Here is a 21,326-nt window from a genome sequence, read left to right as displayed (position 1 = left end):
ATGAATTTAATTGTGAATGGTGAAACAAAAAATTTTGCTACTAATTCAACACTACAAGATATAATCACATCATTAAAAATTGAAGATAAAGTTATGGCTGCTGCTGTGAATATGGAAATTGTAAAAAAAGACAACTGGGATACATTTACTCCAAAAGAAGATGATAAAATTGAACTATTACAGTTTGTTGGTGGTGGATGATTTTTTATGAGTAAGCAAAAAGGAGATTTTGCAGAAAAAAAAGCTCTTAGCTTTCTTGAAGATAAGGGTTATAAAATAATAGAGCAAAATTTCTATGCTAAGAAACTAGGAGAGATAGATATTATTTGTAAAAAAAATAATGTCTATCATTTCTGTGAAGTAAAATCTGCCCCTGATTATGAAACTGCTATAAATAATATTCACAAAAATAAATTATCAAAATTAAAAAGAAGTATAGATTATTATATTCAAACAAAAAAAATTAATCCAATTTTTTGTATTGATGCAATAATAGTATGTGAAGATGAACTTGAACATTTAGAAAATATTACATTGTAAAAAAAATAAGCAATTATTTCTTGTTAAAAAATATACTTTTGGATAAAATATAACCATGGAATCTATACTATTTATACTATTTTTATCATTAGCTATATCATCAATATTAAATATTATTTTAAAAAAATTTGAAATTTCACATATCATTGGATATATTGCTACAGGTATTATAATAAGCTCTATTTTTAATTTAACTAAAAATCATAATTTAGATGCTTTAAATTTAATAGCTGAATTTGGTATTGTATTTTTAATGTTTACTATTGGACTTGAAATGTCTATAAATAGGCTTAAACAAATAAAAGAACTTCTTTTTGTAAATGGCTTTTTTCAAGTTGCAGGAAGCGCATTATTAATATTTATAATATCAAAATTTCTATTTAATATTGAAACTATTTCTGCTGTTATAATTTCTTTGGCATTTTCATTATCATCAACAGCTATTGTATTAACTTATCTTAAACAATCAAAAGATATTTATACACCTTATGGGGAAAAAACAACAGCCATTTTAATCTTTCAAGATTTAGCAGTTATTCCTATTTTATTGCTAATTAGCTTTTTATCAAATGATACCTTAGCTATTAACGAAATAATTATAAAAACAACATTTGCAGCTATTGTTATTATTACTTTTATGTTTACAATAGGTAAAAAGATAGTTAATTGGCTATTACAATTTTCAACTAAAGCAAGACTTGAAGAACTTTTTATAGGTTCTGTTTTATCTATTGTTTTTGGTGCTTCTATCTTAGCACATGAGTTAGGATTTACTTATTCACTTGGAGCTTTTATTGCTGGAATGATTATTGCTGAAACAAAATACCATATAAAAGTTGAATCAGATATTGCTTCATATAAAGATTTATTATTAGGGACATTCTTTTTTACTGTTGGTACAAAAATTGATTTAATATATCTTTTTGAAAATATTATATATATAATTTTAATTTTTTTAGGAATATTACTTTTAAAAGCAATAGTTATTTATTTTTTAATAAAAAGAAAATCAAATAAAAATGACTCAGTAAAAGCAGCACTTGCTTTATGTCAAATAGGTGAGTTCTCTTTTGCTGTTTTTGCCTTAGCTTCTGCTAATAATCTTTTAGATGAAAATTTAAGTAAATTTTTGATTTTAGTTACAGTATTATCTATGATAATCACACCTTTTATAGTGAATAATATTTATAAAATAGCTTCTGTTTTTGCACAAGAATATTTTGAGTCTGATAAAATTACACCTATTAATGAAAAAAACCATACAATAGTTTGTGGTTATTCAAATCTTGGGAAAAGAGTAGCTAGTAAATTAAAAGCAAATAATATACCTTTTGTAATTATTTCAGATAACCTAAGACATGTTTTAAATGCAAGAAAAAGTGGACATAAAGCTTATTTTGGTCACTTAGAAAAGGTTCAGGTACTAGAATCTCTTAAAGCTGATGAAGCTTCAAGTATTATAATTACCTTAGATAATGTAAATAAAAAAAGACTAATTTGTGATTCTATTTTAAAATATAGACCAGATATAAATATTGTTTTAAAAATCAATAATTTTCATGAGAAAAAAGAGTTTGAGGATTTAAACATTGTAAATTTTGTACACGCTCATAATAAAATAGCTTCACTACTTGTGAAAAAAAGTCTATAAGAGAAAAAATCTCTTATAGATTAATTACTAGAAGCAATTGCTCTTTTAGAAAAAAGCAATAACAAAACTCCAAAAGATACTATTGCAGCTGTTAAATATAATGTATAATCATAATTTCCTGTAAGTTTTGTAAGACTTACGGCATATAAAGGAGCAGCAACCTGCCCTATTCCATAAGCAGTTGTTAAAGCACCCATTAACATAACAGGGTTTTTCTTAGCTAACTGACCACCTAAATTCATAAATAAAGCAACTAACCCTACAAATGTACCTCCATATAAGACACCACATAAAAGATTTAAATACATATTAGTTGTAAGTGTGGGAATTAAAATACCAATAACTTGTAAACTCATAGCCAAAATAATTATATTTACACTTCCATATTTATATGCCAGTCTCATCCAAATTATAGAAGATGGAATTCCAGCAAGTCCAACTAAAAGCCAAGATAAAGCAGCAATATTTTCTAAACCTTCAATTGATTTTAAAATAGTTGGCAAAAAAGTTCCTTGAACAACAAAACCAACACCTTCTGTAAAATAAGCAGCAATTAAAACAACTACAAAAGGTGAAAAAATAGCTTTATTAAAGGGATGTTTTTCATTATTACTAGCAACTTTTTTATCAAATGATAAAATATACAAAGGATAAAAACAAACAAGAGTAGCAATTAGAGCTAAAACAACCCATGAGTTTTCCCAAGTAGAATAAGAAAGAACATATCTACTTATAATATCCGAACTAGCTAAAGCTATACCAATACCTGAAAAATATATTCCCATGGCTTTTGTTTTATCTTCAAAATCTAGTTTTACCATAACAATAGCAGCACCAACAATCAGAGCCATAGCAGCTGCAAACCCAGCAATTATTCTTGAGATAAACCATAAAATTTCATTTGAACTTATTCCTAAAATAAGTGTTGTTAAAATACATAAAACAATACCTAAACGAAAATATTTAACTTTAGTATCTATATCTTTTATAAATATGGCAAATATTGCACCACTTAAATAACCTACATAATTAACCGAAGCTAAAATTCCTGAAAAAGTTAAAGATAAAGCTTCATCTTCAAGCATTGAAGGAAGTAATGAAGTATATGAAAATCTTGCTACTCCAACACCTATAAACAATCCTATAATCCCTGCAAGTAATATATTGAAATTACTATTTTTATCAAGTAAATTAATTTTCATTATTTCTTATTTCCTTTTGATATGCTTTAGGAGTTATGGCAAATACCTTTTTAAATACATTTGTTAAATGACTTTGATCATAAAAACCAACTTCAAGGGCAACTTTACTTATTTCAACTCCCTGTGATATAAGTTTTTTTGCTCTATGTACTCTTTTATTTACAATATAAGCATTTGCAGATAAACCAAAATCATGATTACAAACTCTAATAATATGATAAGGACTATATCCTAACTCTTTAGCTATTTTTGAAAGAGTTAATTTTGAAGCTATATTCTTTTCAATATACTCTTTAAAATCTTTTGCTATTTGAGTTGTCTTATCTAACTTTATAAATTCATCTTTTTTAGTATAATTTACAAACAATTCTTTTAAAAACTCTAATAAAAGAAGTTCTTTTTTTATACTCTCATTTTCTTTATTTAAAACAGAAAACAAACTAAAAAACTCTTTTAACAATTTTTTATCATCAATTTTATTTGGTAAAAGAAAAATATCGTTATTTTTATAAATTAAATTTTGTAAATCTTTATACCATGTTCTATCAATATAAATTACAAAATAGTCTTCACTTTTTTCATTAGATATTGAAAAATGTACTTCATTTGGATTAATAACTACCAAACACTCTTTATTTAATATAACTTCTTTATCTTCAATTACAATTTTTGCACTACCTTTTTTTAAAGCTAAAAAGCAAATTAAATTATGATAATGCTTCTGTGAACACTCATGAAATTGTTTACTATATTTTAATTCTAAATAATCTAAATCTTTTATTTTTAATATTTTATTATTCATATTAAAGATAATACAAAATTATTTGTTAAAAATCTTGGAAAATATTGCTAAATATAAGAAAGATGAATGTAATGAGCGGTACATTCATCTTTTTTAGGACGTATATAAAATTAGTAAGATAAGTATAACTATACAAAATAGCATTAAACTAGCATCATTGTTATTGTAAAGTTATTCAACTAATTTTTATGATTTATTAGTTAATATAAACAAACACTTATGGAGAATTTTTTGTATTCAAAAGAACTACTTTCAATTAAAAAATCAAATCGATTTAGAACTAGAGATATATTTGATGAAGGTTTGATTGATTTAGCTTCAAATGACTATTTAGGTCTAGCTTCTAATATAAATATTTTTCAAAATGCTTATGAAAGAGTATTAAAACAAAAATACTACTCACCCAAAGCCTCAATGCTTGTAAATGGTTATAATTCAATTCATAAAGAGTTTGAAGAAAAGCTTTGTGAAGTTAATAAATTTGAAGCTGCTGTTTGTGTAGGTTCTGGATTCTTAGCTAATGTCTCAATGATTGAAGCTCTATGTAGAAAAAATGACACTTTATTTATAGATGAAGATTATCACGCAAGTGGTATCTTAGCTACAAAACTTCTAAAAGATGAACAAGTTATTGTATTTAAACACAATGATGAAAAAGATTTAGAAGAAAAATTAAAATCTTGCCAAAGAAAGGGAAGAAAAATTGTAGCTATTGAAGGTGTTTATTCAATGGGTGGAGATGTAGCAAAAGAAGAAATTTTTCATATCTCAAAGAATTATAATGCTTTACTAATTGTAGATGAAGCACATAGTTCTGGTGTTTTAGGTGAAAACTTACTAGGAATATTTGACTACTATAAAATAGCCCCTGATAAATCTCATATTAAAATGGGAACACTAGGTAAAGCTTATGGCTCTTATGGAGCTTATATTTTAGCTTCAAAAGAAATAATCGAATTTTTACAAAACAGAGCAAAACCTATTATTTATTCAACTGCGCCTTCTTTGTTTGATATAGCCATGGGTTTAGAGTCTTTACATTTTATAGTAAACAATAAAAAAACACTAAAAGAAAACATAAATAAAAATTTAAATATAGTAAAAGAGATTTTAAATATTAATTCAAAAAGTCTGATAATTCCTATTGAAATTGCTGATAATAAAAAAGTTAAACAAATACAAAAGCAAGTTCAAGAAAAAGGTTTTATAGTTGGAGCTATTAGACAACCAACCGTAAAAATAGCAATTATTAGACTAATAGCTAAAATTGATATAGAAGAAAAAGATTTAAGAAATGTATGTGATTTAATAAAGGAACTATCATGAAAATAGTACTTTTTCTTTTTATGATTTTTACATTTTCTTTTTCAGCAGAGTTTGAAAAGATGAAAAATTGTGAAAAGGTTCAATTATCTAGGTATACAGTTTTAGTGTCTTGCCATCAAATAGATTATATTATTGAATATAAATTAGAAGATGATGAAGAAAAAGACAATATTAAAAAAATTACAGCTTTAACTGTAAATGACAAAAAAATAATAATAAATAAGAGTAAAATAAAATGATTTTAAAACAATTAATAAAAGGACATAAAAAGTTCCAAGAAAACAAAGTTCCTAAATGGCAAGATGAATTAAATGAATTAGTTGTAAATGGACAAAAACCTGAGGTATTATTTGTAGGATGTTCAGATAGTAGATTAACTCCTGATTTAATGCTAAATACAAAACCAGGTGATATGTTTATTTTAAGAAATGTGGGTAATTTTATTCCTCCATTTAAACATGATGAAGACTTTCACGGAAGTGCTGCAGCTATTGAATATGCTGTTGCTGTTCTTGGAGTAAAACATATTATTGTATGTGGACATACACATTGTGGTGCGTGTAGAAGCTTATATGAATATGATCAAATTCCAGATACAGACTCTTTAGTTCATGTAAAAACATGGTTAAAACTTGGTATGGCTGCAAAAGAAAAAACCTTAGCGGATAAAAGATTTAACACAGAAGAAGAGATGTATAGAGTTACAGAAAGAAATTCAGTAAAACAACAACTGAAAAATCTTTTAACATATCCTGATGTAAAAAGAAAATTAGAATCTGGTGAACTACAAATTCATGGATGGCATTATGATGTACAAAATGGACAAATAGATTATTTAGATAATGAAGAAAAAAAGTTTAAACCACTAAAAGAAATGAAAATAGAGGATTAAGAAAATATGAATGAACCCCAAGTAAGAAAATTACCTAAAAAAACTATTGTTATGATAACTATAGTTATAGTAGCTGCTTTAATAGTATTTTTAGTTCTAAAAGATTTAAAAGAGAAAAAAATGGTAGAAATACTTACTACTTTAGGACATAAAAATGTAAGTAGTATGGAAGTTATCAATAAACTAAGAGTAGAAGATACTAAAACAAGATATAAAAGTACTGTATATAAAGTAAGATTTCTTGATGGTAATTCAAATAAAACTTGTATTGGTTTTATTCATATTGGAAAAGATAAAAAATATAGTGAAGATTTAGACTGTAAATAGGAAAATTATGAGTATTATTGAAAAATTAGAAAATGGGCAAAGATTAAGTTATGAAGATGGTGTGGAACTTTTCGATTTAGATTTATTTACCTTAGCTCATTATGCAAATAAAATTAGAGAAGAAAAGCATGGTAAGAAAACATACTTTAATATTAATAGACATATAAACCCAACGAATGTTTGTAAAGATGTTTGTCAATTCTGTGCTTATAGTGCTAGTAGAAAGAATCCTAATCAATGGACTATGACACATGAAGAGATTTTAGATATTGTTAAAAACTCTTCAAAAAATGACATAAAAGAAGTTCATATTGTATCAGCACATAATCCAAATACTGGTTTACAATGGTATATGGATGTTTTTAAAAAAATTAAAGAAAACTATCCCTCAATTCATGTAAAAGCTTTAACAGCAGCAGAAATACACTTTTTAAGTAAAGAGTATAATGTATCTTATGAAAACTTAATTGAAATGATGAAAGCCCATGGTGTTGATTCTATGCCTGGTGGTGGAGCAGAAATTTTTGATGAAAAAGTACGAAAAAAAATCTGTGGTGGAAAAGTAAAATCTGATGAATGGTTACAAATTCATAGACTTTGGCATAAAGCAGGAATGCAAAGTAATGCAACTATGCTATTTGGACATGTAGAATCAAGAGCACATAGAATTGATCATATAATTAGATTAAGAGATTTACAAGATGAAACAGGTGGTTTTAATGCTTTTATTCCTCTTGTATATCAAACTGAAAATAACTATTTAAAAGTGAAAGAACCTTTAACAGGTCAAGAGATTTTAAAAACTTATGCCATTGCTAGAATTATGCTTGATAATATTTCAAATATCAAAGCATATTGGGCAACATCAACAGTAAAACTTGCATTAATTGCTCAAGAATTTGGTGCAAATGACGTAGATGGAACAATTGAGAAAGAATCAATTCAAAGTGCAGCAGGTGCTTCTAGTGCAGGAGGAGTTGCGTTAAAAGAGTTTGTTGAACTTATTCAAAATACTGGTTTTATTCCAGTTGAAAGAGATTCTATTTATAATGAATTAAAGGTTTGGAATTAACCTTTAATTCTCATAATTATTTAAATATTATTGTGGCTGACTAAACTGTACATTAAACTCTATTTCTATCTTGCCATCTTTATTTTTTATCATGCTTATTGGATATGATATACTAATAGAATATAATTCATTATTTATTAAATCAATTAAAGCAAAAAACTCTTTAGGAGAAAAAACTTCTATATTAACTAAATAATTAAACTTAGTAATTTTATTGTTTTGACTAGATTGGAATTTGACAATGGCATTTTCAGGCATCAAAATTTTTAACTGCTCTGTTACTCTTGATATAGGGAAAAACTCATCTACTATATATTTATTAGTATATGTTTTGTATTTTATGTCCTCTAAATCTAATAAGTCTTTTGCCATTACAATTCCATCAACAAAATATTTTTTATCTTTTGATTCCAATTGAACTTCTATCGTTTCATATAAAGAGCCTAATTCAGGTTGTAATGATTTTATAAAAGTATCATCTTTTAAAAACTTTGCTTTTAAAAGTAAGGCATCACCATCTACTACCATTTCATTTAAAACTACATCATAAGGAATAGAATCAAATATTGCTTCTATTCTTTTTGTTATTTTATCATTCTTATTAACATGATCAGGTAATTTAACTTGGCTTCTTACGTTTTTTTCTACTTTTACTTGTGTTTCTTTACTATCTTTTACTTCATCAAAAAGTAAATATACCCCATAGAAAGATATAAGAAAAAATAAAATTATAAATATAGTGAAATAGTTATTCTTCTTCTCTTTTTTTCTAGGTCTAATAAAACTTTGCTTTTGATGTTTATCTTTTGATAACTCAAAAATTTCTTCATCAATGTTTATAGGTTGATAATCTATAGTTAATAAAAGTTCATTGCTTAAATTATCTATTTGTTCTTGACTTAATTGTTTTAAGGTATAAAGAATTGTAATTTTATCAATAAATGTTTGGGATTCTTTTTCATAAAATTCATTTAGATTATTATGAATTATTTCACTTAATTCTAAATAATAAATTTCATCAAAAAGTTTTTGTCCTACTACATCATCATCGTAAAAGTGTGTTTTTTTAACACTTTCAAAAGTAGGTAATTCAACAGTTTTGCTATATACAATTTTAGAGTTTTCATCAAGTATTAAAATAAATGCTTTATTATTGAATAAAAAAATCAATAGCTGATTTTTACAAACTTTTTGTTCTATATGTAAATTTAAAATGTGAAATGCTGAATAAATATAATCTATTCCTGTTTTCTCAAAATAGTGTTGTGTTTCAAATAAAGTTGTTTTTAAAACAGCAATATCATAATCACTATTAAAATGTGCTATTTCACAATCATTAGGTTTTTTTGTATTATTTTTAGGTATTAATTTTGTTGTATCACTAATTAATAAAGTAGAAATGTAAGTAATAGGTGTTTGCTTTTGAGATGCATTTATTTTATGAGCAATTTCATGAGACAAAATTTCATCTTTAACCAAGAAGACAGAATTATTAGCCTCAATAATTTGTTCATCATCTAGTTTTTTATAATCTAGTTTTAATTGAGTATCATATTTAATAGCATTAATATATAAAGACTCTTTACTAAACATTTGCTTCCTACTAAATTTAATTAATTGCGTTAATCATCATTTTCTCATGAATTAACGCTTTTGCCTCTTCCATATCCAAGTGACTAATATCAAAAGGTTCTTGTATAAAAAACTCTATTGTACCAAAAGGTTTAGGAATAATAAATTTATCCCATGAGTTTAATTGCCAATATTTACTTGGTTTACAATTAAAAACACATATCCTTGCTTTACTTTTCTTAGATATAGCTACAATACCATCCGCTACGGAAAATCTAGGTCCTCTTGGACCATCAGGAGTAATTGCTATATCTTTTCCATTTTTAAGTTCTTTAATTGTACTAATTAAAACTTTAGCCCCACCTTTGGAAGATGAACCTCTAATAGAACCAATACCTAAATATTCAACAGTTTTTGTAATAGCTTCCCCATCTTTATGCTCACTAATAATAGCTTTAGCAAAAGATTTTGGTCTTAACTTTTGATAATTAAAAGGTTGCATTAGAAGTTCACCATGCCAAAAAGAGATTAAAATAGGTTCATTTTCTTCTATTTTAGCATGATGAAAAACTTTTTTATTTGTAAGATAAATAAATCTAACAATTAATTGTAAAATAAAAGGTGCAAGTTTTGTTGATAAAAAGTTTTTAATTCTTTTTTTCATAATTATTGTACTACTTCACCTTTTAATGCTGTTCTTGATACATCTGTAACTTTTACATCTACAAATTTTCCAAGTAATTCATCACTACCTTTTGCAAATACTTGAAGATAATTATCTGTATATCCAGAAATTTCGCCATTTGGCTTTAATGACTCAACTAAAATATTTACAGTTGAACCAATAAGTTTTGGCATAGATTCTTCAAGATGTCTTTTATGCAATTCAATTAACTGTGTTAATCTAGCACTTCCTATTTCATCAGGAATTTCTTTATCTTTTAGCTCTAGTGCTGGTGTTTCTGGTCTAGGTGAATATTTAAAGTTAAAGATTTGATCAAATCCAACTTTTCTTACTACATCTAAAGTATCTTGATAATCTTCATCAGTTTCTCCAGGGAAAGCAACAATAATATCAGTTGTAATTCTAAGATTAGGAACAAGCTCTCTCATTTTAGCTGCTCTATTTAAGAACCACTCTTTAGTATAACCTCTTTTCATTGCTCTTAAAATCGAAGTTGAACCACTTTGTAATGGCATGTGAATACATCTTGAAATCTTCTCATTTTTTGCGAATTCCTCAATAAATTCATCATCCATGTGTAAAGGATGAGGAGAAGTAAATCTAATTCTTTTTAAGCCTTCAATCTTAGAAACATCTTGTAAAAGTTTTGTGAAAGAATACTTAGGTCTTTTATCTGAAAATCTTCTACCATAAGAATTTACATTCTGACCTAAAAGCATTACTTCAACTGCACCCTCATTAACTGCATTTTGAACCTGTGTTACAATCATTTCAGGAGGAATAGAAATTTCTTCACCTCTTGTATTTGGCACGATACAGTAAGTACATTTCTTATCACAACCTACTGAGATATTAACACTTGCTCTATATTTGTTTGTTTTTGCAGCAGCAAATTCATACATAGATTCATCATTATCAATTGAAATTTCAACTGCACCTTTAACATCAACAACATCTTTAATTTTAGAGATATTTCTTGCACCTACTACAAAATCAACGTAAGGTGCTCTTTTAATGATGTCTTTTCCAAGGTGTGATGCTGTACAACCACATACTCCAATTTTTGCACCTTCTTTTTTCTTAACATTAAACTGTCCAATTTCAGAAAAAAGCTTTTGTACAGGCTTTTCTCTTACAGAACATGTATTAATGATAATTAAATCAGCGTCTTCAATTTTTTCAGTTTGAGTATAATCTTTATGCTTTTCTAATTCAGCTGCAATATGTTGGCTATCAGTGTCATTCATCTGACAACCTAATGTTTGAATAAATAATTTTTTGTTTGAACTCATTTTGCTAAACTACTTTCTATTAAAGTGCATGAACCTCATACATATATTCATCGTCAGCTAAACCATATTTAACTTCTCTGAAATATACATTTAAGCCTTCATCTTCTAAAGCATCAACTAATGCCATCATATCTTTGTGAGAATTATCTCTATCAAAATAGAAAATTTTTTCACCCTCTTTTTGTAATTCTTCTTTTATCTTATCTAATTGTACTTTTTTGGGTTTTTCATTTAACTCATTTCTAGCAAATAATAATTCCATTTATTAAGCCCTTTTCTTTTTTAATGTAACTATACATTTTATCTTAAAATTGCTTTAATTTGTATAAAAGAACTTTTAGATATAATAACTGCCTACATTACATTGGAAATCAAAACAATCATTTCAATGTCAACACAAAAAAGGTTATTAATGGACAAAATAATAGATATTTTAGATTCAATTGCCTATGAAAAAGGCTTAAAAATTGAAGATGTTGAAAATGCTTTAAAAGAAGCATTAATCAAAACTGCCCAAAAAATGGTAGATGAGACATTAGTATTTGATGCAAACATCGATAGAGAAAATAAGAAATTAGAACTTTCACAAAAAATTGAAGTTGTTCCTGATGGAGATAATAGAACTTTAGGTTTAGGTGAAGATGAATGGGGAAATAAATTAAATCCTGAAAACTTCATTGAATTAAGTGAAGCAAAAGAAATTGACCAAGATTTAGAAATTGGAGATACAGTAGATTACGATCTTGAATTTGAAAATATGGGAAGAAATGCAGCTACAATTCTTCATAATAATTTTGAATATAAAATTCAAAGATTTATTGAAGAAAACTTAGTTAGTAAATACAAAAGCAAAGTTGGAAAAATTATTTCTGGAACTGTTACAAGAGTAGATAGAAGTGAAAATACTTTTATTGAAATCGGTGAAGTAAAAGGTATGCTTCCTAGAAAAAGTAGAATTAAAGGCGAATCATTTAGAATTGGTGATACTATTAAAGCAGTTGTTAAATCTGTAAATATAGATAAATCAAATGGTTTAATAATTGAAATTTCAAGAACAAGTCCTAAATTCTTAGAGTCATTATTAAAACTTGAAGTTCCTGAATTAAAAGATGAAAAAATTTCTATTGAAGCAAGTGCTAGAATCCCAGGTTCAAGAGCAAAAATTGCTTTAGTATCAACAGATCCACAAATTGATCCAATTGGTTCAGTAGTAGGTGTAAAAGGTGTTAGAATTGGTGCAGTTTCTCAACAATTAAATGGTGAAAACATTGATTGTGTTGAGTTCTCAACAGTTCCTGAAATGTTTTTAGCAAGAGCTTTATCTCCTGCAATTATTTCATCTGTAAAAATAGATAAAGCACCTGAGGGAAATGAAAAAGGAAAAGCAACTGTTACTATTCCAAGTGATCAAAAATCTAAAGCAATTGGTAAATCAGGTTTAAATATTAGATTAGCTTCAATGCTTACAAAATATGATATTGAATTAATTGAAATTGAAGGTAGAACTTCAACTTCAACTATGGATACTAATCAAAGTGAAGAGAAGACTACAGATACGTCTTCATTAGAGGCACTATTTAAATAACATGAACACTATAAATATATTTGATTCAGTAAAGAAGAAAAAAGTTCAATTTGAAGCTATCAAGAAAAATCAAGTAAAAATCTATGTGTGTGGGCCAACAGTATATGATGACTCACACTTAGGTCATGCAAGAAGCGCTATTGCCTTTGATTTACTTCATAGAATGTTTAAACTAAATAACTATGAAGTAACTATGACAAAAAACTTCACTGATATTGATGATAAAATCATAAAAAAAATGTATGAAACATCAAAAAGTTTAGAAGATATCACAACTGAATATATAAATGCTTATAAAAATGATATGCATGCTTTAAATGTATTAGAAAATACACTAGAACCAAAAGCAACTCAAAATCTAGAAATTATGAAAGATATGATTAATAACCTAATGTCTAAAGATATTGCTTATAAAACTAGTGATGGTGTTTATTTTGATACTTCAAAAGATGAAACTTATGGTTCTATTTCATCAATGGCAAGTGATGAAAATTCTCAATCAAGAGTAGAAACAAACACTGAAAAAAGAAATTCATCAGACTTTGCTTTATGGAAATTTGCGAAAGAAAACGATGTAAGTTTTGAAGCACCATTTGGTCTTGGTCGTCCAGGATGGCATATTGAATGTTCAGCTATGATTAAAGAACATTTAGCTTATAAAGATAGTGAATATCAGATTGATATTCATGGAGGTGGAGCTGACTTACTTTTCCCTCATCATGAAAATGAAGCTGCACAAACTAGATGTGATTCAAAACAACATTTAGCTAAATACTGGATGCACAATGGATTTGTAAATATCAATGGTGAAAAAATGAGTAAATCACTTGGTAACTCATTTTTCTTAAAAGATATTTTAAAATCTTATTCTGGCGAAGTTGTAAGATTTTATCTTATTACAGCTCACTATAGAGCAAACTTTAACTTTAATGAAGAAGATTTAATAGCTTCTAAAAAAAGACTAGATAAATTTTATAGAGTAAAAAAAAGAGTTTATGGTGGTGGAAAATCTACTGTAAATAAAGAATTTAAAGAAGCAATTATTGAGGCTTTAAATGATGATATGAATACTTCAAAAGCACTTGCAGTTATTGATGAGTTTATAAATAATGCAAATGAAAAACTAAATGACAATCCAAAAGATAAAGCTTTCAAAAAAGAGCTAGTAGCATCTTTAGAATTTATTGAAAATGCTTTAGGTATTGGAGGAAATGATGCTTATGAATATTTCCAATTTGGGATTGATGAGCAAACTAAAAATAAAATTGAAGAGCTAATTTCTCGAAGAACTGAAGCTAAAAAAGCTAAAGACTTTGAAACAGCTGATAAAGTAAGAGATAAGCTATCTTCAATGAATATCAACTTAATGGACACACCAAATGGTGTTGTTTGGGAAAAACAGTAAAGCCTAAATTAAAGAGGCTTTACTTTATATTTTATCTAAATAATTAATCTATTACCTTACTATTATATTTTTTTTATATAATGTAAATCTAAAATTTTATAAAGGAAATATAAATGACCAGTAAATTAAATAAAACAGTATTTTTTATATCTTCTGCTTTGATTATAGCTTTAGCACTTTTTGCTTCTGCTTTTCCAAAAGTAGCTGATAGTTTTTTTAAAAGTTTACAAGCAGTTATAGTTGAAAATGGTAGTTGGTTTTATGTATTAACAGTAGCTATTATTTTAATTACAGTCGCTTTTTTAGCCTTTTCAAAATATGGAGACATTAAACTAGGACCTGATCACTCTACATCTGATTACACAAATCTATCGTGGTTTGCGATGCTATTTTCTGCTGGAATGGGTATTGGTTTAATGTTTTTTGGTGTTGCAGAACCTGTAATGCACTTCTTAAATCCTCCAGTAGGAGATGGAAGTAACGTAGAAGCAGCTAGACAGGCAATGAGAATTACCTTCTTTCACTGGGGATTACACGCATGGGCTATTTATGCTATAGTTGCTATTATTTTAGCCTTCTTTAGTTATAGACATAATCTTCCTCTTACATTAAGATCAGCACTTTATCCAATTATTGGAGATAAAATTTATGGTCCAATAGGACATGCTGTTGATATTTTTGCAGTAATTGGTACTTTATTTGGTGTTGCAACATCACTTGGGTATGGAGTTCTTCAAGTAAATACAGGTTTAAATTATTTATGGGACATACCAGTTGGTACAACAACGCAAGTAATACTAATCTTAGGTGTTACTGCATTAGCTACACTTTCTGTTACTACAGGTCTTGACAAAGGTATCAAAAGATTATCAGAAATAAATCTTTTATTAGCTGTAGGTTTATTATTATTTATTTTAATAGTAGGACCAACTGTATTTTTACTTCAAGCTTACGTTCAAAATATTGGTTCTTATGCTTCAAATCTATTAAGTAGTACATTTAACTTATTTGCTTATGAAAAAACTGATTGGATTGGTGGATGGACTATTTTATACTGGGCATGGTGGATTTCATGGTCACCATTTGTAGGTCTATTTATTGCTAGAATTTCAAGAGGTAGAACAATTAGAGAATTTACACTTGGTGTTTTATTAGTACCAACTGGATTCACTTTAATGTGGATGACATTTTTCGGAAATTCTGCTATTAATCTAATTTTAGCTGAAGGGATTACACAACTAGGAACTACAGTATCAAATGATGTTACAGTTGCACTTTTTGCATTCTTAGAAAACTTTCCATTTGCTTCATTTACTTCAGTTGTAGCAACTGTAATGGTAATTGTATTTTTTGTTACTTCATCGGATTCAGGTTCAATGGTAATTGATATGCTTTGTTCAAATGGTAATGATGACACTCCAATTTGGCAAAGAGTTTATTGGGCAGCAGGAGAAGGTGTTATTGCTTCAATTTTAATACTTGCAGGAGGTTTAGCAGCACTTCAAACTATGACTATAGCTAGTGCCCTACCTTTTAGTATTGTTTTACTTGTAGCAACCTATGGACTTATAAAAGCTCTTAGATTAGATATAGCAAAAAAAGAGAGTTTACAATACTCAACAGCAATTGCAACATCAACAACAAATGCAGATGATTGGGATAAAAGGCTTAACAATATTGTAAATTATCCAACTAAAAAGAATGTTAGAAGATTCCTTGAAAAAGTAGTTATGCCTGCATTTGAAGATGTTGCTAAAGTTTTAAGAGAAAATGAGTTTGATGTAGAAGTAAAAATGAGTGAAACAAAAGATAAAGTAACCTTAGTTGTAAATCTTGGAGAAGAGACAAACTTTGGTGAAAATAAAAACTTCTTATATCAAGTAAAAAATATTTCAAGAATTAAACCTGCTTTTGTTCATGATGATAAAAAAGAAGAAGATAGACAAGAAGATGAATTATACTTTTGTGCTATTGTTCACTTAATTGAAGGTGGTCAAGACTATGATATCATGGGTTGGGGTAAAGACACAATTAGAAATGATGTAGTAGATCAATACGAAAAACACATGCATTTTATGCACTTAATTAACTAAAATATAAAAGAGGTTTCACCTCTTTTATAAACTCTTTTTTAATAGCTCTGGCATTTTTTGTGCTATTTGTTTAAAATCATATTTAAAACTCTCAACTACAACATCATATAATTTATGATCTTTATATTTTTTATGCCACTTTTCTTCTTTACTTTCATAGATATTATAATATTCAAATCTAAGACGTAAAGCTTCTTTTAGTAATTTATCCATATTCCAAGTATAAAAAAAGGGAAGAGACAAAAGCCTCTTCCCTTTTTGATTTATAAAATCTCTACTTACTTAGCATAAGCTGCGTCAGTAACGTTTTTAGTATCAACAATGTAAGGAACTAAAGCCATGTGTCTAGCTCTTTTAATTGCTTTTTCTACCATTTCTTGAGAGTTTTTAGAGTTTCCAGTAAGTCTTCTAGGCATAATTTTACCTCTTTCAGACATTGAAATCTTTAATAAATCTGTGTTTTTGTAATCAATGAAATCAACTTTCATTTCAGTATATTTACAATATTTTTTTCCGTATTTTCTTCTTTCAGCCATTTTATAATCCTTTTTTTCTAGAACGGTATTTCGTCTTCATCTATATCTATTTCAGGTATTTTTTGCTCAGGCATTTGTTGTGCTTGATTATTCATACCACCATAGTTGTTTTGCATATTACTATTTTGAGAATTCATATTATTGTATTGATTTGAAGCTGGTTGATTATACGATCCACCTTGTGGATTATAACCTTGGTTATCCCCAGCTGTATTATTCATTGAATCACTCTTAGAATCTAACATTTTCATAGTATCAACTCTTAAAGAGTGTCTATTTCTATTAGTTCCATCCTGAGCAGTCCATTGTTCAAATACAAGTCTTCCCTCTAATAAAACTTTAGAACCTTTTCTTAGGTACTGATTAGCAACTTCAGCTGATCTACCAAAGATATTAAAATCTAAAAAACAAACTTCATCTTTTTGCTCACCCGTAGATGTTTTATATTTATATGAAGTTGCAATAGCAGATTTAGCAATAGCTGCACCTGATGGTAAATATCTTAGTTCAATATCTCTTGTAAGGTTTCCAACCATAATTACTTTGTTATACATAAGTGGTTCCTGTCTTTATTTTATTAGTTAGCTTTTTTAGCTGCCTCATCGCTCATTTTAGTCCATGCAGCGATTTCTTTTTTGTTTTCATATTTAATGAAAATGAATCTAATGATATTTTCGTTAAATTTGTAATTTCTTTCAAGTTCTTTGATACTTGATGGTTCACCTTTGAAGTAAATTACATAGTAATAACCTCTTTTGTTTCCTTCAATCTCATAAGCTAATTGCTTAGCTCCCATATCATCACAAGATACAACTTCTCCACCATTTTTAGCAATGTTTGCTTTTACAGTTTCAATTTGAGCTTGAGTCTCTTCTTCAGTTAAAGTAGGTTTAACAATAAACATTGTTTCGTAATGTTTTAATTTTGACATCTATTTTTCTCCTTATAGTGTGTGCCGGTATCTTTACATTTCCTAATATCAGCAAGGATGAATTTTTGTAAAGTCCGTGATTTTATCTAAATAAAACTGTAAACTTTCTTAGAGTTGCTTGTAAATACAAGTTTTGATTAGTAATTTTTGAAGTTTTAAAATCTAGCTCTATATCAAGCAAATATTCCATCATATCAGCAAAAACTTCAGGTTTAATATTGATAGCAAGTTTTGATTTCTTTTCCCAAATATTTTTAGGAGGAATAAAACCTAATATTTCTTTAGGATTGGGAGCACCAATAGTTCTGGCATAAGCACTTATCATAAATAATTGTTGAACATAAGATGTAACTTGAGTTAAAAGATATACTTCATTTACTCCCTCATCTAATAAAAGTTGTAAATCTTCACTTATATCTTTTCCTTGAATCAAATCATTTAAAAAATCTTCAAAGGATACATCACCAATCCCAAAACAATGACTATTTACAATATTTGAAGTTATTGTTTCATTTAATACAGCAAGCTTTTTTAAATCATTCATACATAAAGCTAAATCATTTTTATGCATAAAGTATAAGTGGTTAAGAGCGGGGATTTCATATTTTATAGCTAAATTTTTAGCTTCATTTTCTAAAATTTTTATAGCCTCATGATTTGCAGGAGAGAACATTCTAATACTAACAGAATTTGTTTTATCACTAAAATAAGTTCCCATAGTTTTAAATTCACTATCACCTAAACAAGAGAAAATAACTGTACTATTTTCATTTGTATTACAAGCTTCAATTAATTCTATTACTTCTTTTTTAGGTCTTTTTTTATCTAATTTTATTAAAAGTATATTATTGTTAGAAAATAGTGAGGATTGTAAAAGCTTATCTTTTGCATATTTGAAGTCATAATCATCAAAATATAGTTTTTCAACATCATCTTTACTGCCATGTAATTTAGCAACTTTTGAGGCATAATACTCAACTAAAAAAGTTGATTGGCCAAAAAACATATAAGCATTAAATTTTTTATTCTGTTTTAAATGATTGTCAAATTCGTTTCTATACATAAAATATATCATATCCTAAGTATACTTTCAATAAAATTGAGTCACTATAAAAAAGGCTTTAAATGTATGAAATTACAATCCCTTTACTTGGCTTTGATGATATTAAGAAGATTAAAATTGAAAAAATAGATAATTATTTTTCAACATTAGTGCTTGATGAAAAAAATCTAATTAATTTTACAGTAGTCAATATCAAATACCTACAGCATGCTGCTTTTGATTTTAAAATTGAAGATGAAATAATAGAAAAAATGCATATTAGAAGAAGAGAAGATTTTGATATTTATTTTTCTGTAGTACTTCAAGACCCTATTGAAAAATCAATAGTAAATCTTGTAGCACCTATTTTAATAAATAAAAAGCATAAATTATTAGGACAATATGTTATAAAAGAGAATATTCCTAGTTTATTTACAAATTTAAAATAATAAATTAGTATTTTATTGAAGCAATAATCTGCTTTGTAACAATATTAGCTTCTTTAATTTTTACTCTTAACTTAGTATATAAATTTTGTCCTTTATAGTTTTCTAAAGTTACTTTCATTCCCTTAGCCTTATCATAACAAACAGCTTTACTTCTTTCAATATCTATAATTTTTACTTTTATTTCAACACCAATATTTTTAGCTGCCCACCTTGCATATTTTCTATCTTCAAAGTCCCAAACAAGTTTATCAACTTCTCGCTCTCTTGTTGAAATATATTCACAAATTTCATCTATATTTTCAGGTGTATTTTTTGTTTTTAACATTCTATGTAAAACTAAATCAGAATATCTTCTAATAGGACTTGTGAAATGTGAATATGATTTAAATCCTAAACCAAAGTGCCCAAGATTTTTTGAGCTATATTTTGCTTGAGTTTGAGCATGAATAATAAGTTCATCTATTTCTTCACTTAAAACACTATGAGAGGCTTTTTCTTGAATATGAGTAATTGTATCATGAACATCACTTTTAAGTTTAACTTTAACACCTAAAATATTTACATCATCTACTAATTGAGAAATTGCTTTAAAAGGTGGTTCTTCATGGATTCTAAAAATCCCTACACTATTTACTTTTTTACTAGCTTGTATATTTGCTAAAAGCATACACTCTTCTATTAACTGATGAGAGGCTGTTGATTCTTCTTCATCTATTCCAAAAAGTTCACCATTTTTAAGTTTTAGTCTAAATTCACTTGTTCTAAAATCATAACCCTTTTCAAGTCTTTTTGCTCTAAAACTTTTTGTAACCTCATATAAAGGAAGTAAGTAATCAAAAATTTCTTTTTCTACACTACTATACTGATCTAAATGCCCTTCTAAAACCCTATCAATTCTTCCATAAGAAAACTTCTTATGAGAGTTTATAATCGCTTCAAAAAGTTCAGCTTTTTTTACATCTTTATTTTCTAAATCTAAATACATTTTAAAAACATAAGAGTATCTATCAACTCCTTCTTTTAATGAACACATATCTTCACTTAGTTCATTTGGAAGCATTGGTAAAACTTTTCCAGGAAGATATACAGATGTTGATTTTTTATAAGCTAGTTTATCAAGAGCACTTCCTTGTTTAACAAAATAGGAAACATCAGCAATTGCCACATATAAAACTTCATTTTTTTCATCATAATAAATTGCATCATCATGGTCTTTTGCACTATTTGGATCTATTGTACAAAATGGTAAATCTCTTAAATCAACTCTTTGTTTTTCATCATCCATAACTGCATTTACTTCCAAAGGCTTCTCAAGTCTAATAGTTTCATTATAAAGATGTAAAGAAATAAATTCATCTACTTTTGGATCTTTTATATTTCCAATATTTTTTATTAAATCCAATGTCTTATTATCAACAAGTAAAACATCTCCATCTTCATATTTAGAAGCACCTTTGTTTTCTAGTTCTATATTCTCTTTTATTGTATAAAACTTCTTATCGTTTACATAAAGAAGTACTTCTCCATCTTTCCCATCTAAAACTCTAATAACTTTTGCTTTTACTTTACTTCTTGGATTAAATACTCTTTTTGCTAAAATAAAATCTCCATCATAAGCCCCATATAAATGCTCAAAGTCCAAAGTAATATCTTTATATTCATTAAATAAATCTTTTAAAACAGCTCTTTTACTTTGAAGCTTTATAAAACCTACTTTATATTTTGAATTTAATAAGTATTTATTCTCATCTTTTTCAATGATACCTTCATTTAAAAGCTTGTCTAAAATAGTTTTTTCATCGGTGTTAAAATCATTTTCATTTTGTAATATTTTTTTAAATATTGAACTATACAATTTATAGCTTCCTTATATATTTTATTTAATTTTAATATATATTTTATCTAAATTTATTTGAATTATTGT

General features: G+C 27.0%; 24 protein-coding genes. 12 read left to right on the top strand and 12 right to left on the bottom strand.

Annotated elements, in window-relative coordinates; all coding sequences use genetic code 11:
- The 3 genes from thiS to ACH5BH_RS09725 are packed head-to-tail and all read left to right on the top strand — an operon-like array spanning position 1 to position 2,191.
- A complete protein-coding gene (thiS, locus tag ACH5BH_RS09735; protein ID WP_404306737.1) occupies positions 1-201 on the top strand; it encodes a sulfur carrier protein ThiS in 201 nt (66 codons plus the stop codon).
- A gap of 6 nt (positions 202-207) precedes the next feature.
- Positions 208-540: a YraN family protein gene (locus ACH5BH_RS09730; protein WP_404306740.1), complete on the top strand. Its 333-nt coding sequence runs from the start codon at positions 208-210 to the stop codon at positions 538-540.
- Between the two features lie 55 nt (positions 541-595).
- Positions 596-2,191 carry a cation:proton antiporter domain-containing protein gene (locus ACH5BH_RS09725; protein WP_423298213.1) on the top strand — a complete coding sequence of 532 codons (1,596 nt, stop codon included), beginning with the start codon at positions 596-598 and terminating at the stop codon, positions 2,189-2,191.
- Between the two features lie 20 nt (positions 2,192-2,211).
- On the opposite strand, the gene ACH5BH_RS09720 is transcribed toward ACH5BH_RS09725, so the two are convergent.
- Both ACH5BH_RS09720 and ACH5BH_RS09715 read right to left on the bottom strand, forming a co-directional pair.
- Positions 2,212-3,393: a YbfB/YjiJ family MFS transporter gene (locus ACH5BH_RS09720; protein WP_423298212.1), complete on the bottom strand. Its 1,182-nt coding sequence runs from the start codon at positions 3,391-3,393 to the stop codon at positions 2,212-2,214.
- Entirely contained in the window at positions 3,383-4,195 is an 813-nt protein-coding gene (locus tag ACH5BH_RS09715; protein ID WP_423298211.1) for an AraC family transcriptional regulator, read from the bottom strand. The genes ACH5BH_RS09720 and ACH5BH_RS09715 overlap by 11 nt, the downstream gene beginning before the upstream one ends.
- 231 nt (positions 4,196-4,426) lie before the next feature.
- Between ACH5BH_RS09715 and ACH5BH_RS09710 the strand changes: the two genes are divergently transcribed.
- The 5 genes from ACH5BH_RS09710 to mqnE are packed head-to-tail and all read left to right on the top strand — an operon-like array spanning position 4,427 to position 7,812.
- Positions 4,427-5,521: an aminotransferase class I/II-fold pyridoxal phosphate-dependent enzyme gene (locus ACH5BH_RS09710; RefSeq protein ID WP_423298210.1), complete on the top strand. Its 1,095-nt coding sequence runs from the start codon at positions 4,427-4,429 to the stop codon at positions 5,519-5,521.
- Positions 5,518-5,760, top strand: a complete 243-nt coding sequence (locus ACH5BH_RS09705) for a hypothetical protein (RefSeq protein ID WP_404306750.1) — start codon at positions 5,518-5,520, stop codon at positions 5,758-5,760. The genes ACH5BH_RS09710 and ACH5BH_RS09705 overlap by 4 nt, the downstream gene beginning before the upstream one ends.
- On the top strand, positions 5,757-6,413 hold the full coding sequence (locus ACH5BH_RS09700; protein WP_404306752.1) for a carbonic anhydrase: 657 nt from the start codon (positions 5,757-5,759) through the stop codon (positions 6,411-6,413). Before ACH5BH_RS09705 ends, ACH5BH_RS09700 begins: the two co-directional genes overlap by 4 nt.
- 6 nt (positions 6,414-6,419) lie before the next feature.
- On the top strand, positions 6,420-6,740 hold the full coding sequence (locus ACH5BH_RS09695; protein ID WP_423298209.1) for a hypothetical protein: 321 nt from the start codon (positions 6,420-6,422) through the stop codon (positions 6,738-6,740).
- 7 nt (positions 6,741-6,747) lie between these two features.
- The gene (gene mqnE, locus ACH5BH_RS09690) at positions 6,748-7,812 is read left to right on the top strand and encodes an aminofutalosine synthase MqnE (protein WP_423298208.1); all 1,065 of its coding nucleotides are present in this window, start codon (positions 6,748-6,750) and stop codon (positions 7,810-7,812) included.
- A gap of 27 nt (positions 7,813-7,839) precedes the next feature.
- Here the strand turns inward: mqnE and ACH5BH_RS09685 are convergent, their stop codons facing one another.
- From ACH5BH_RS09685 to ACH5BH_RS09670, 4 genes are read right to left on the bottom strand one after another with little or no spacing between them, the layout of a single operon-like run.
- Positions 7,840-9,405, bottom strand: coding sequence for a DUF8569 domain-containing protein (locus ACH5BH_RS09685; RefSeq protein ID WP_423298207.1), 1,566 nt, complete (start codon positions 9,403-9,405; stop codon positions 7,840-7,842).
- A 16-nt stretch (positions 9,406-9,421) separates the two neighbouring features.
- The gene (locus ACH5BH_RS09680; RefSeq protein ID WP_423298206.1) at positions 9,422-10,048 is read right to left on the bottom strand and encodes a lysophospholipid acyltransferase family protein; all 627 of its coding nucleotides are present in this window, start codon (positions 10,046-10,048) and stop codon (positions 9,422-9,424) included.
- Between the two features lie 2 nt (positions 10,049-10,050).
- The gene (miaB, locus tag ACH5BH_RS09675; RefSeq protein ID WP_404306762.1) at positions 10,051-11,361 is read right to left on the bottom strand and encodes a tRNA (N6-isopentenyl adenosine(37)-C2)-methylthiotransferase MiaB; all 1,311 of its coding nucleotides are present in this window, start codon (positions 11,359-11,361) and stop codon (positions 10,051-10,053) included.
- Between the two features lie 19 nt (positions 11,362-11,380).
- Positions 11,381-11,623, bottom strand: coding sequence for an HP0268 family nuclease (locus ACH5BH_RS09670; RefSeq protein WP_404306764.1), 243 nt, complete (start codon positions 11,621-11,623; stop codon positions 11,381-11,383).
- A 150-nt stretch (positions 11,624-11,773) separates the two neighbouring features.
- On the opposite strand from ACH5BH_RS09670, the gene nusA reads away from it, so the two are divergent.
- The 3 genes from nusA to ACH5BH_RS09655 all read left to right on the top strand — a co-directional run bounded on the left by nusA (position 11,774) and on the right by ACH5BH_RS09655 (position 16,444).
- Entirely contained in the window at positions 11,774-12,946 is a 1,173-nt protein-coding gene (gene nusA / locus ACH5BH_RS09665) for a transcription termination factor NusA (protein ID WP_404306766.1), read from the top strand.
- A gap of 1 nt (position 12,947) precedes the next feature.
- On the top strand, positions 12,948-14,351 hold the full coding sequence (gene cysS, locus ACH5BH_RS09660; RefSeq protein ID WP_423298205.1) for a cysteine--tRNA ligase: 1,404 nt from the start codon (positions 12,948-12,950) through the stop codon (positions 14,349-14,351).
- A gap of 113 nt (positions 14,352-14,464) precedes the next feature.
- Positions 14,465-16,444, top strand: coding sequence for a BCCT family transporter (locus tag ACH5BH_RS09655; RefSeq protein ID WP_423298204.1), 1,980 nt, complete (start codon positions 14,465-14,467; stop codon positions 16,442-16,444).
- Between the two features lie 24 nt (positions 16,445-16,468).
- Here ACH5BH_RS09655 and ACH5BH_RS09650 read toward each other — a convergent pair whose 3' ends face one another.
- From ACH5BH_RS09650 to holA, 5 genes are all read right to left on the bottom strand, one after another.
- Positions 16,469-16,657 carry a hypothetical protein gene (locus ACH5BH_RS09650; RefSeq protein ID WP_404306772.1) on the bottom strand — a complete coding sequence of 63 codons (189 nt, stop codon included), beginning with the start codon at positions 16,655-16,657 and terminating at the stop codon, positions 16,469-16,471.
- 65 nt (positions 16,658-16,722) lie between these two features.
- The gene (rpsR, locus tag ACH5BH_RS09645; RefSeq protein ID WP_404306774.1) at positions 16,723-16,980 is read right to left on the bottom strand and encodes a 30S ribosomal protein S18; all 258 of its coding nucleotides are present in this window, start codon (positions 16,978-16,980) and stop codon (positions 16,723-16,725) included.
- Between the two features lie 17 nt (positions 16,981-16,997).
- Positions 16,998-17,534, bottom strand: coding sequence for a single-stranded DNA-binding protein (locus ACH5BH_RS09640; protein ID WP_404306776.1), 537 nt, complete (start codon positions 17,532-17,534; stop codon positions 16,998-17,000).
- 23 nt (positions 17,535-17,557) lie between these two features.
- Entirely contained in the window at positions 17,558-17,911 is a 354-nt protein-coding gene (gene rpsF / locus ACH5BH_RS09635; RefSeq protein ID WP_404306778.1) for a 30S ribosomal protein S6, read from the bottom strand.
- An 82-nt stretch (positions 17,912-17,993) separates the two neighbouring features.
- Complete coding sequence (holA, locus tag ACH5BH_RS09630; RefSeq protein ID WP_423298203.1) at positions 17,994-18,974, bottom strand: DNA polymerase III subunit delta; 981 nt, start codon at positions 18,972-18,974, stop codon at positions 17,994-17,996.
- A 62-nt stretch (positions 18,975-19,036) separates the two neighbouring features.
- Between holA and fliW the strand changes: the two genes are divergently transcribed.
- Complete coding sequence (fliW, locus tag ACH5BH_RS09625) at positions 19,037-19,402, top strand: flagellar assembly protein FliW (RefSeq protein WP_404306782.1); 366 nt, start codon at positions 19,037-19,039, stop codon at positions 19,400-19,402.
- 4 nt (positions 19,403-19,406) lie between these two features.
- Here fliW and ACH5BH_RS09620 read toward each other — a convergent pair whose 3' ends face one another.
- Positions 19,407-21,257 carry an RNB domain-containing ribonuclease gene (locus tag ACH5BH_RS09620; protein WP_423298200.1) on the bottom strand — a complete coding sequence of 617 codons (1,851 nt, stop codon included), beginning with the start codon at positions 21,255-21,257 and terminating at the stop codon, positions 19,407-19,409.
- Between the last annotated feature and the right edge of the window lie 69 nt (positions 21,258-21,326).

This window comes from Arcobacter rhizosphaerae, assembly GCF_049472155.1.
Taxonomy (GTDB): domain Bacteria; phylum Campylobacterota; class Campylobacteria; order Campylobacterales; family Arcobacteraceae; genus Arcobacter_B.
Note: the sequence above shows the minus strand (reverse complement) of the source record. Positions and strands in the feature narration are given on the sequence as shown.

What these genes read in the sequence shown, in the direction of transcription:
- thiS (WP_404306737.1), top strand. Translation starts at nt 1, where the DNA reads ATGAATTTAATTGTGAATGGTGAAACAAAAAATTTTGCTACTAATTCA.
- ACH5BH_RS09730 (WP_404306740.1), top strand. Translation starts at nt 208, where the DNA reads ATGAGTAAGCAAAAAGGAGATTTTGCAGAAAAAAAAGCTCTTAGCTTT.
- ACH5BH_RS09725 (WP_423298213.1), top strand. Translation starts at nt 596, where the DNA reads ATGGAATCTATACTATTTATACTATTTTTATCATTAGCTATATCATCA.
- ACH5BH_RS09720 (WP_423298212.1), bottom strand. Translation starts at nt 3,393, where the DNA reads ATGAAAATTAATTTACTTGATAAAAATAGTAATTTCAATATATTACTT.
- ACH5BH_RS09715 (WP_423298211.1), bottom strand. Translation starts at nt 4,195, where the DNA reads ATGAATAATAAAATATTAAAAATAAAAGATTTAGATTATTTAGAATTA.
- ACH5BH_RS09705 (WP_404306750.1), top strand. Translation starts at nt 5,518, where the DNA reads ATGAAAATAGTACTTTTTCTTTTTATGATTTTTACATTTTCTTTTTCA.
- ACH5BH_RS09700 (WP_404306752.1), top strand. Translation starts at nt 5,757, where the DNA reads ATGATTTTAAAACAATTAATAAAAGGACATAAAAAGTTCCAAGAAAAC.
- ACH5BH_RS09695 (WP_423298209.1), top strand. Translation starts at nt 6,420, where the DNA reads ATGAATGAACCCCAAGTAAGAAAATTACCTAAAAAAACTATTGTTATG.
- mqnE (WP_423298208.1), top strand. Translation starts at nt 6,748, where the DNA reads ATGAGTATTATTGAAAAATTAGAAAATGGGCAAAGATTAAGTTATGAA.
- ACH5BH_RS09685 (WP_423298207.1), bottom strand. Translation starts at nt 9,405, where the DNA reads ATGTTTAGTAAAGAGTCTTTATATATTAATGCTATTAAATATGATACT.
- ACH5BH_RS09680 (WP_423298206.1), bottom strand. Translation starts at nt 10,048, where the DNA reads ATGAAAAAAAGAATTAAAAACTTTTTATCAACAAAACTTGCACCTTTT.
- miaB (WP_404306762.1), bottom strand. Translation starts at nt 11,361, where the DNA reads ATGAGTTCAAACAAAAAATTATTTATTCAAACATTAGGTTGTCAGATG.
- ACH5BH_RS09670 (WP_404306764.1), bottom strand. Translation starts at nt 11,623, where the DNA reads ATGGAATTATTATTTGCTAGAAATGAGTTAAATGAAAAACCCAAAAAA.
- nusA (WP_404306766.1), top strand. Translation starts at nt 11,774, where the DNA reads ATGGACAAAATAATAGATATTTTAGATTCAATTGCCTATGAAAAAGGC.
- cysS (WP_423298205.1), top strand. Translation starts at nt 12,948, where the DNA reads ATGAACACTATAAATATATTTGATTCAGTAAAGAAGAAAAAAGTTCAA.
- ACH5BH_RS09655 (WP_423298204.1), top strand. Translation starts at nt 14,465, where the DNA reads ATGACCAGTAAATTAAATAAAACAGTATTTTTTATATCTTCTGCTTTG.
- ACH5BH_RS09650 (WP_404306772.1), bottom strand. Translation starts at nt 16,657, where the DNA reads ATGGATAAATTACTAAAAGAAGCTTTACGTCTTAGATTTGAATATTAT.
- rpsR (WP_404306774.1), bottom strand. Translation starts at nt 16,980, where the DNA reads ATGGCTGAAAGAAGAAAATACGGAAAAAAATATTGTAAATATACTGAA.
- ACH5BH_RS09640 (WP_404306776.1), bottom strand. Translation starts at nt 17,534, where the DNA reads ATGTATAACAAAGTAATTATGGTTGGAAACCTTACAAGAGATATTGAA.
- rpsF (WP_404306778.1), bottom strand. Translation starts at nt 17,911, where the DNA reads ATGTCAAAATTAAAACATTACGAAACAATGTTTATTGTTAAACCTACT.
- holA (WP_423298203.1), bottom strand. Translation starts at nt 18,974, where the DNA reads ATGTATAGAAACGAATTTGACAATCATTTAAAACAGAATAAAAAATTT.
- fliW (WP_404306782.1), top strand. Translation starts at nt 19,037, where the DNA reads ATGTATGAAATTACAATCCCTTTACTTGGCTTTGATGATATTAAGAAG.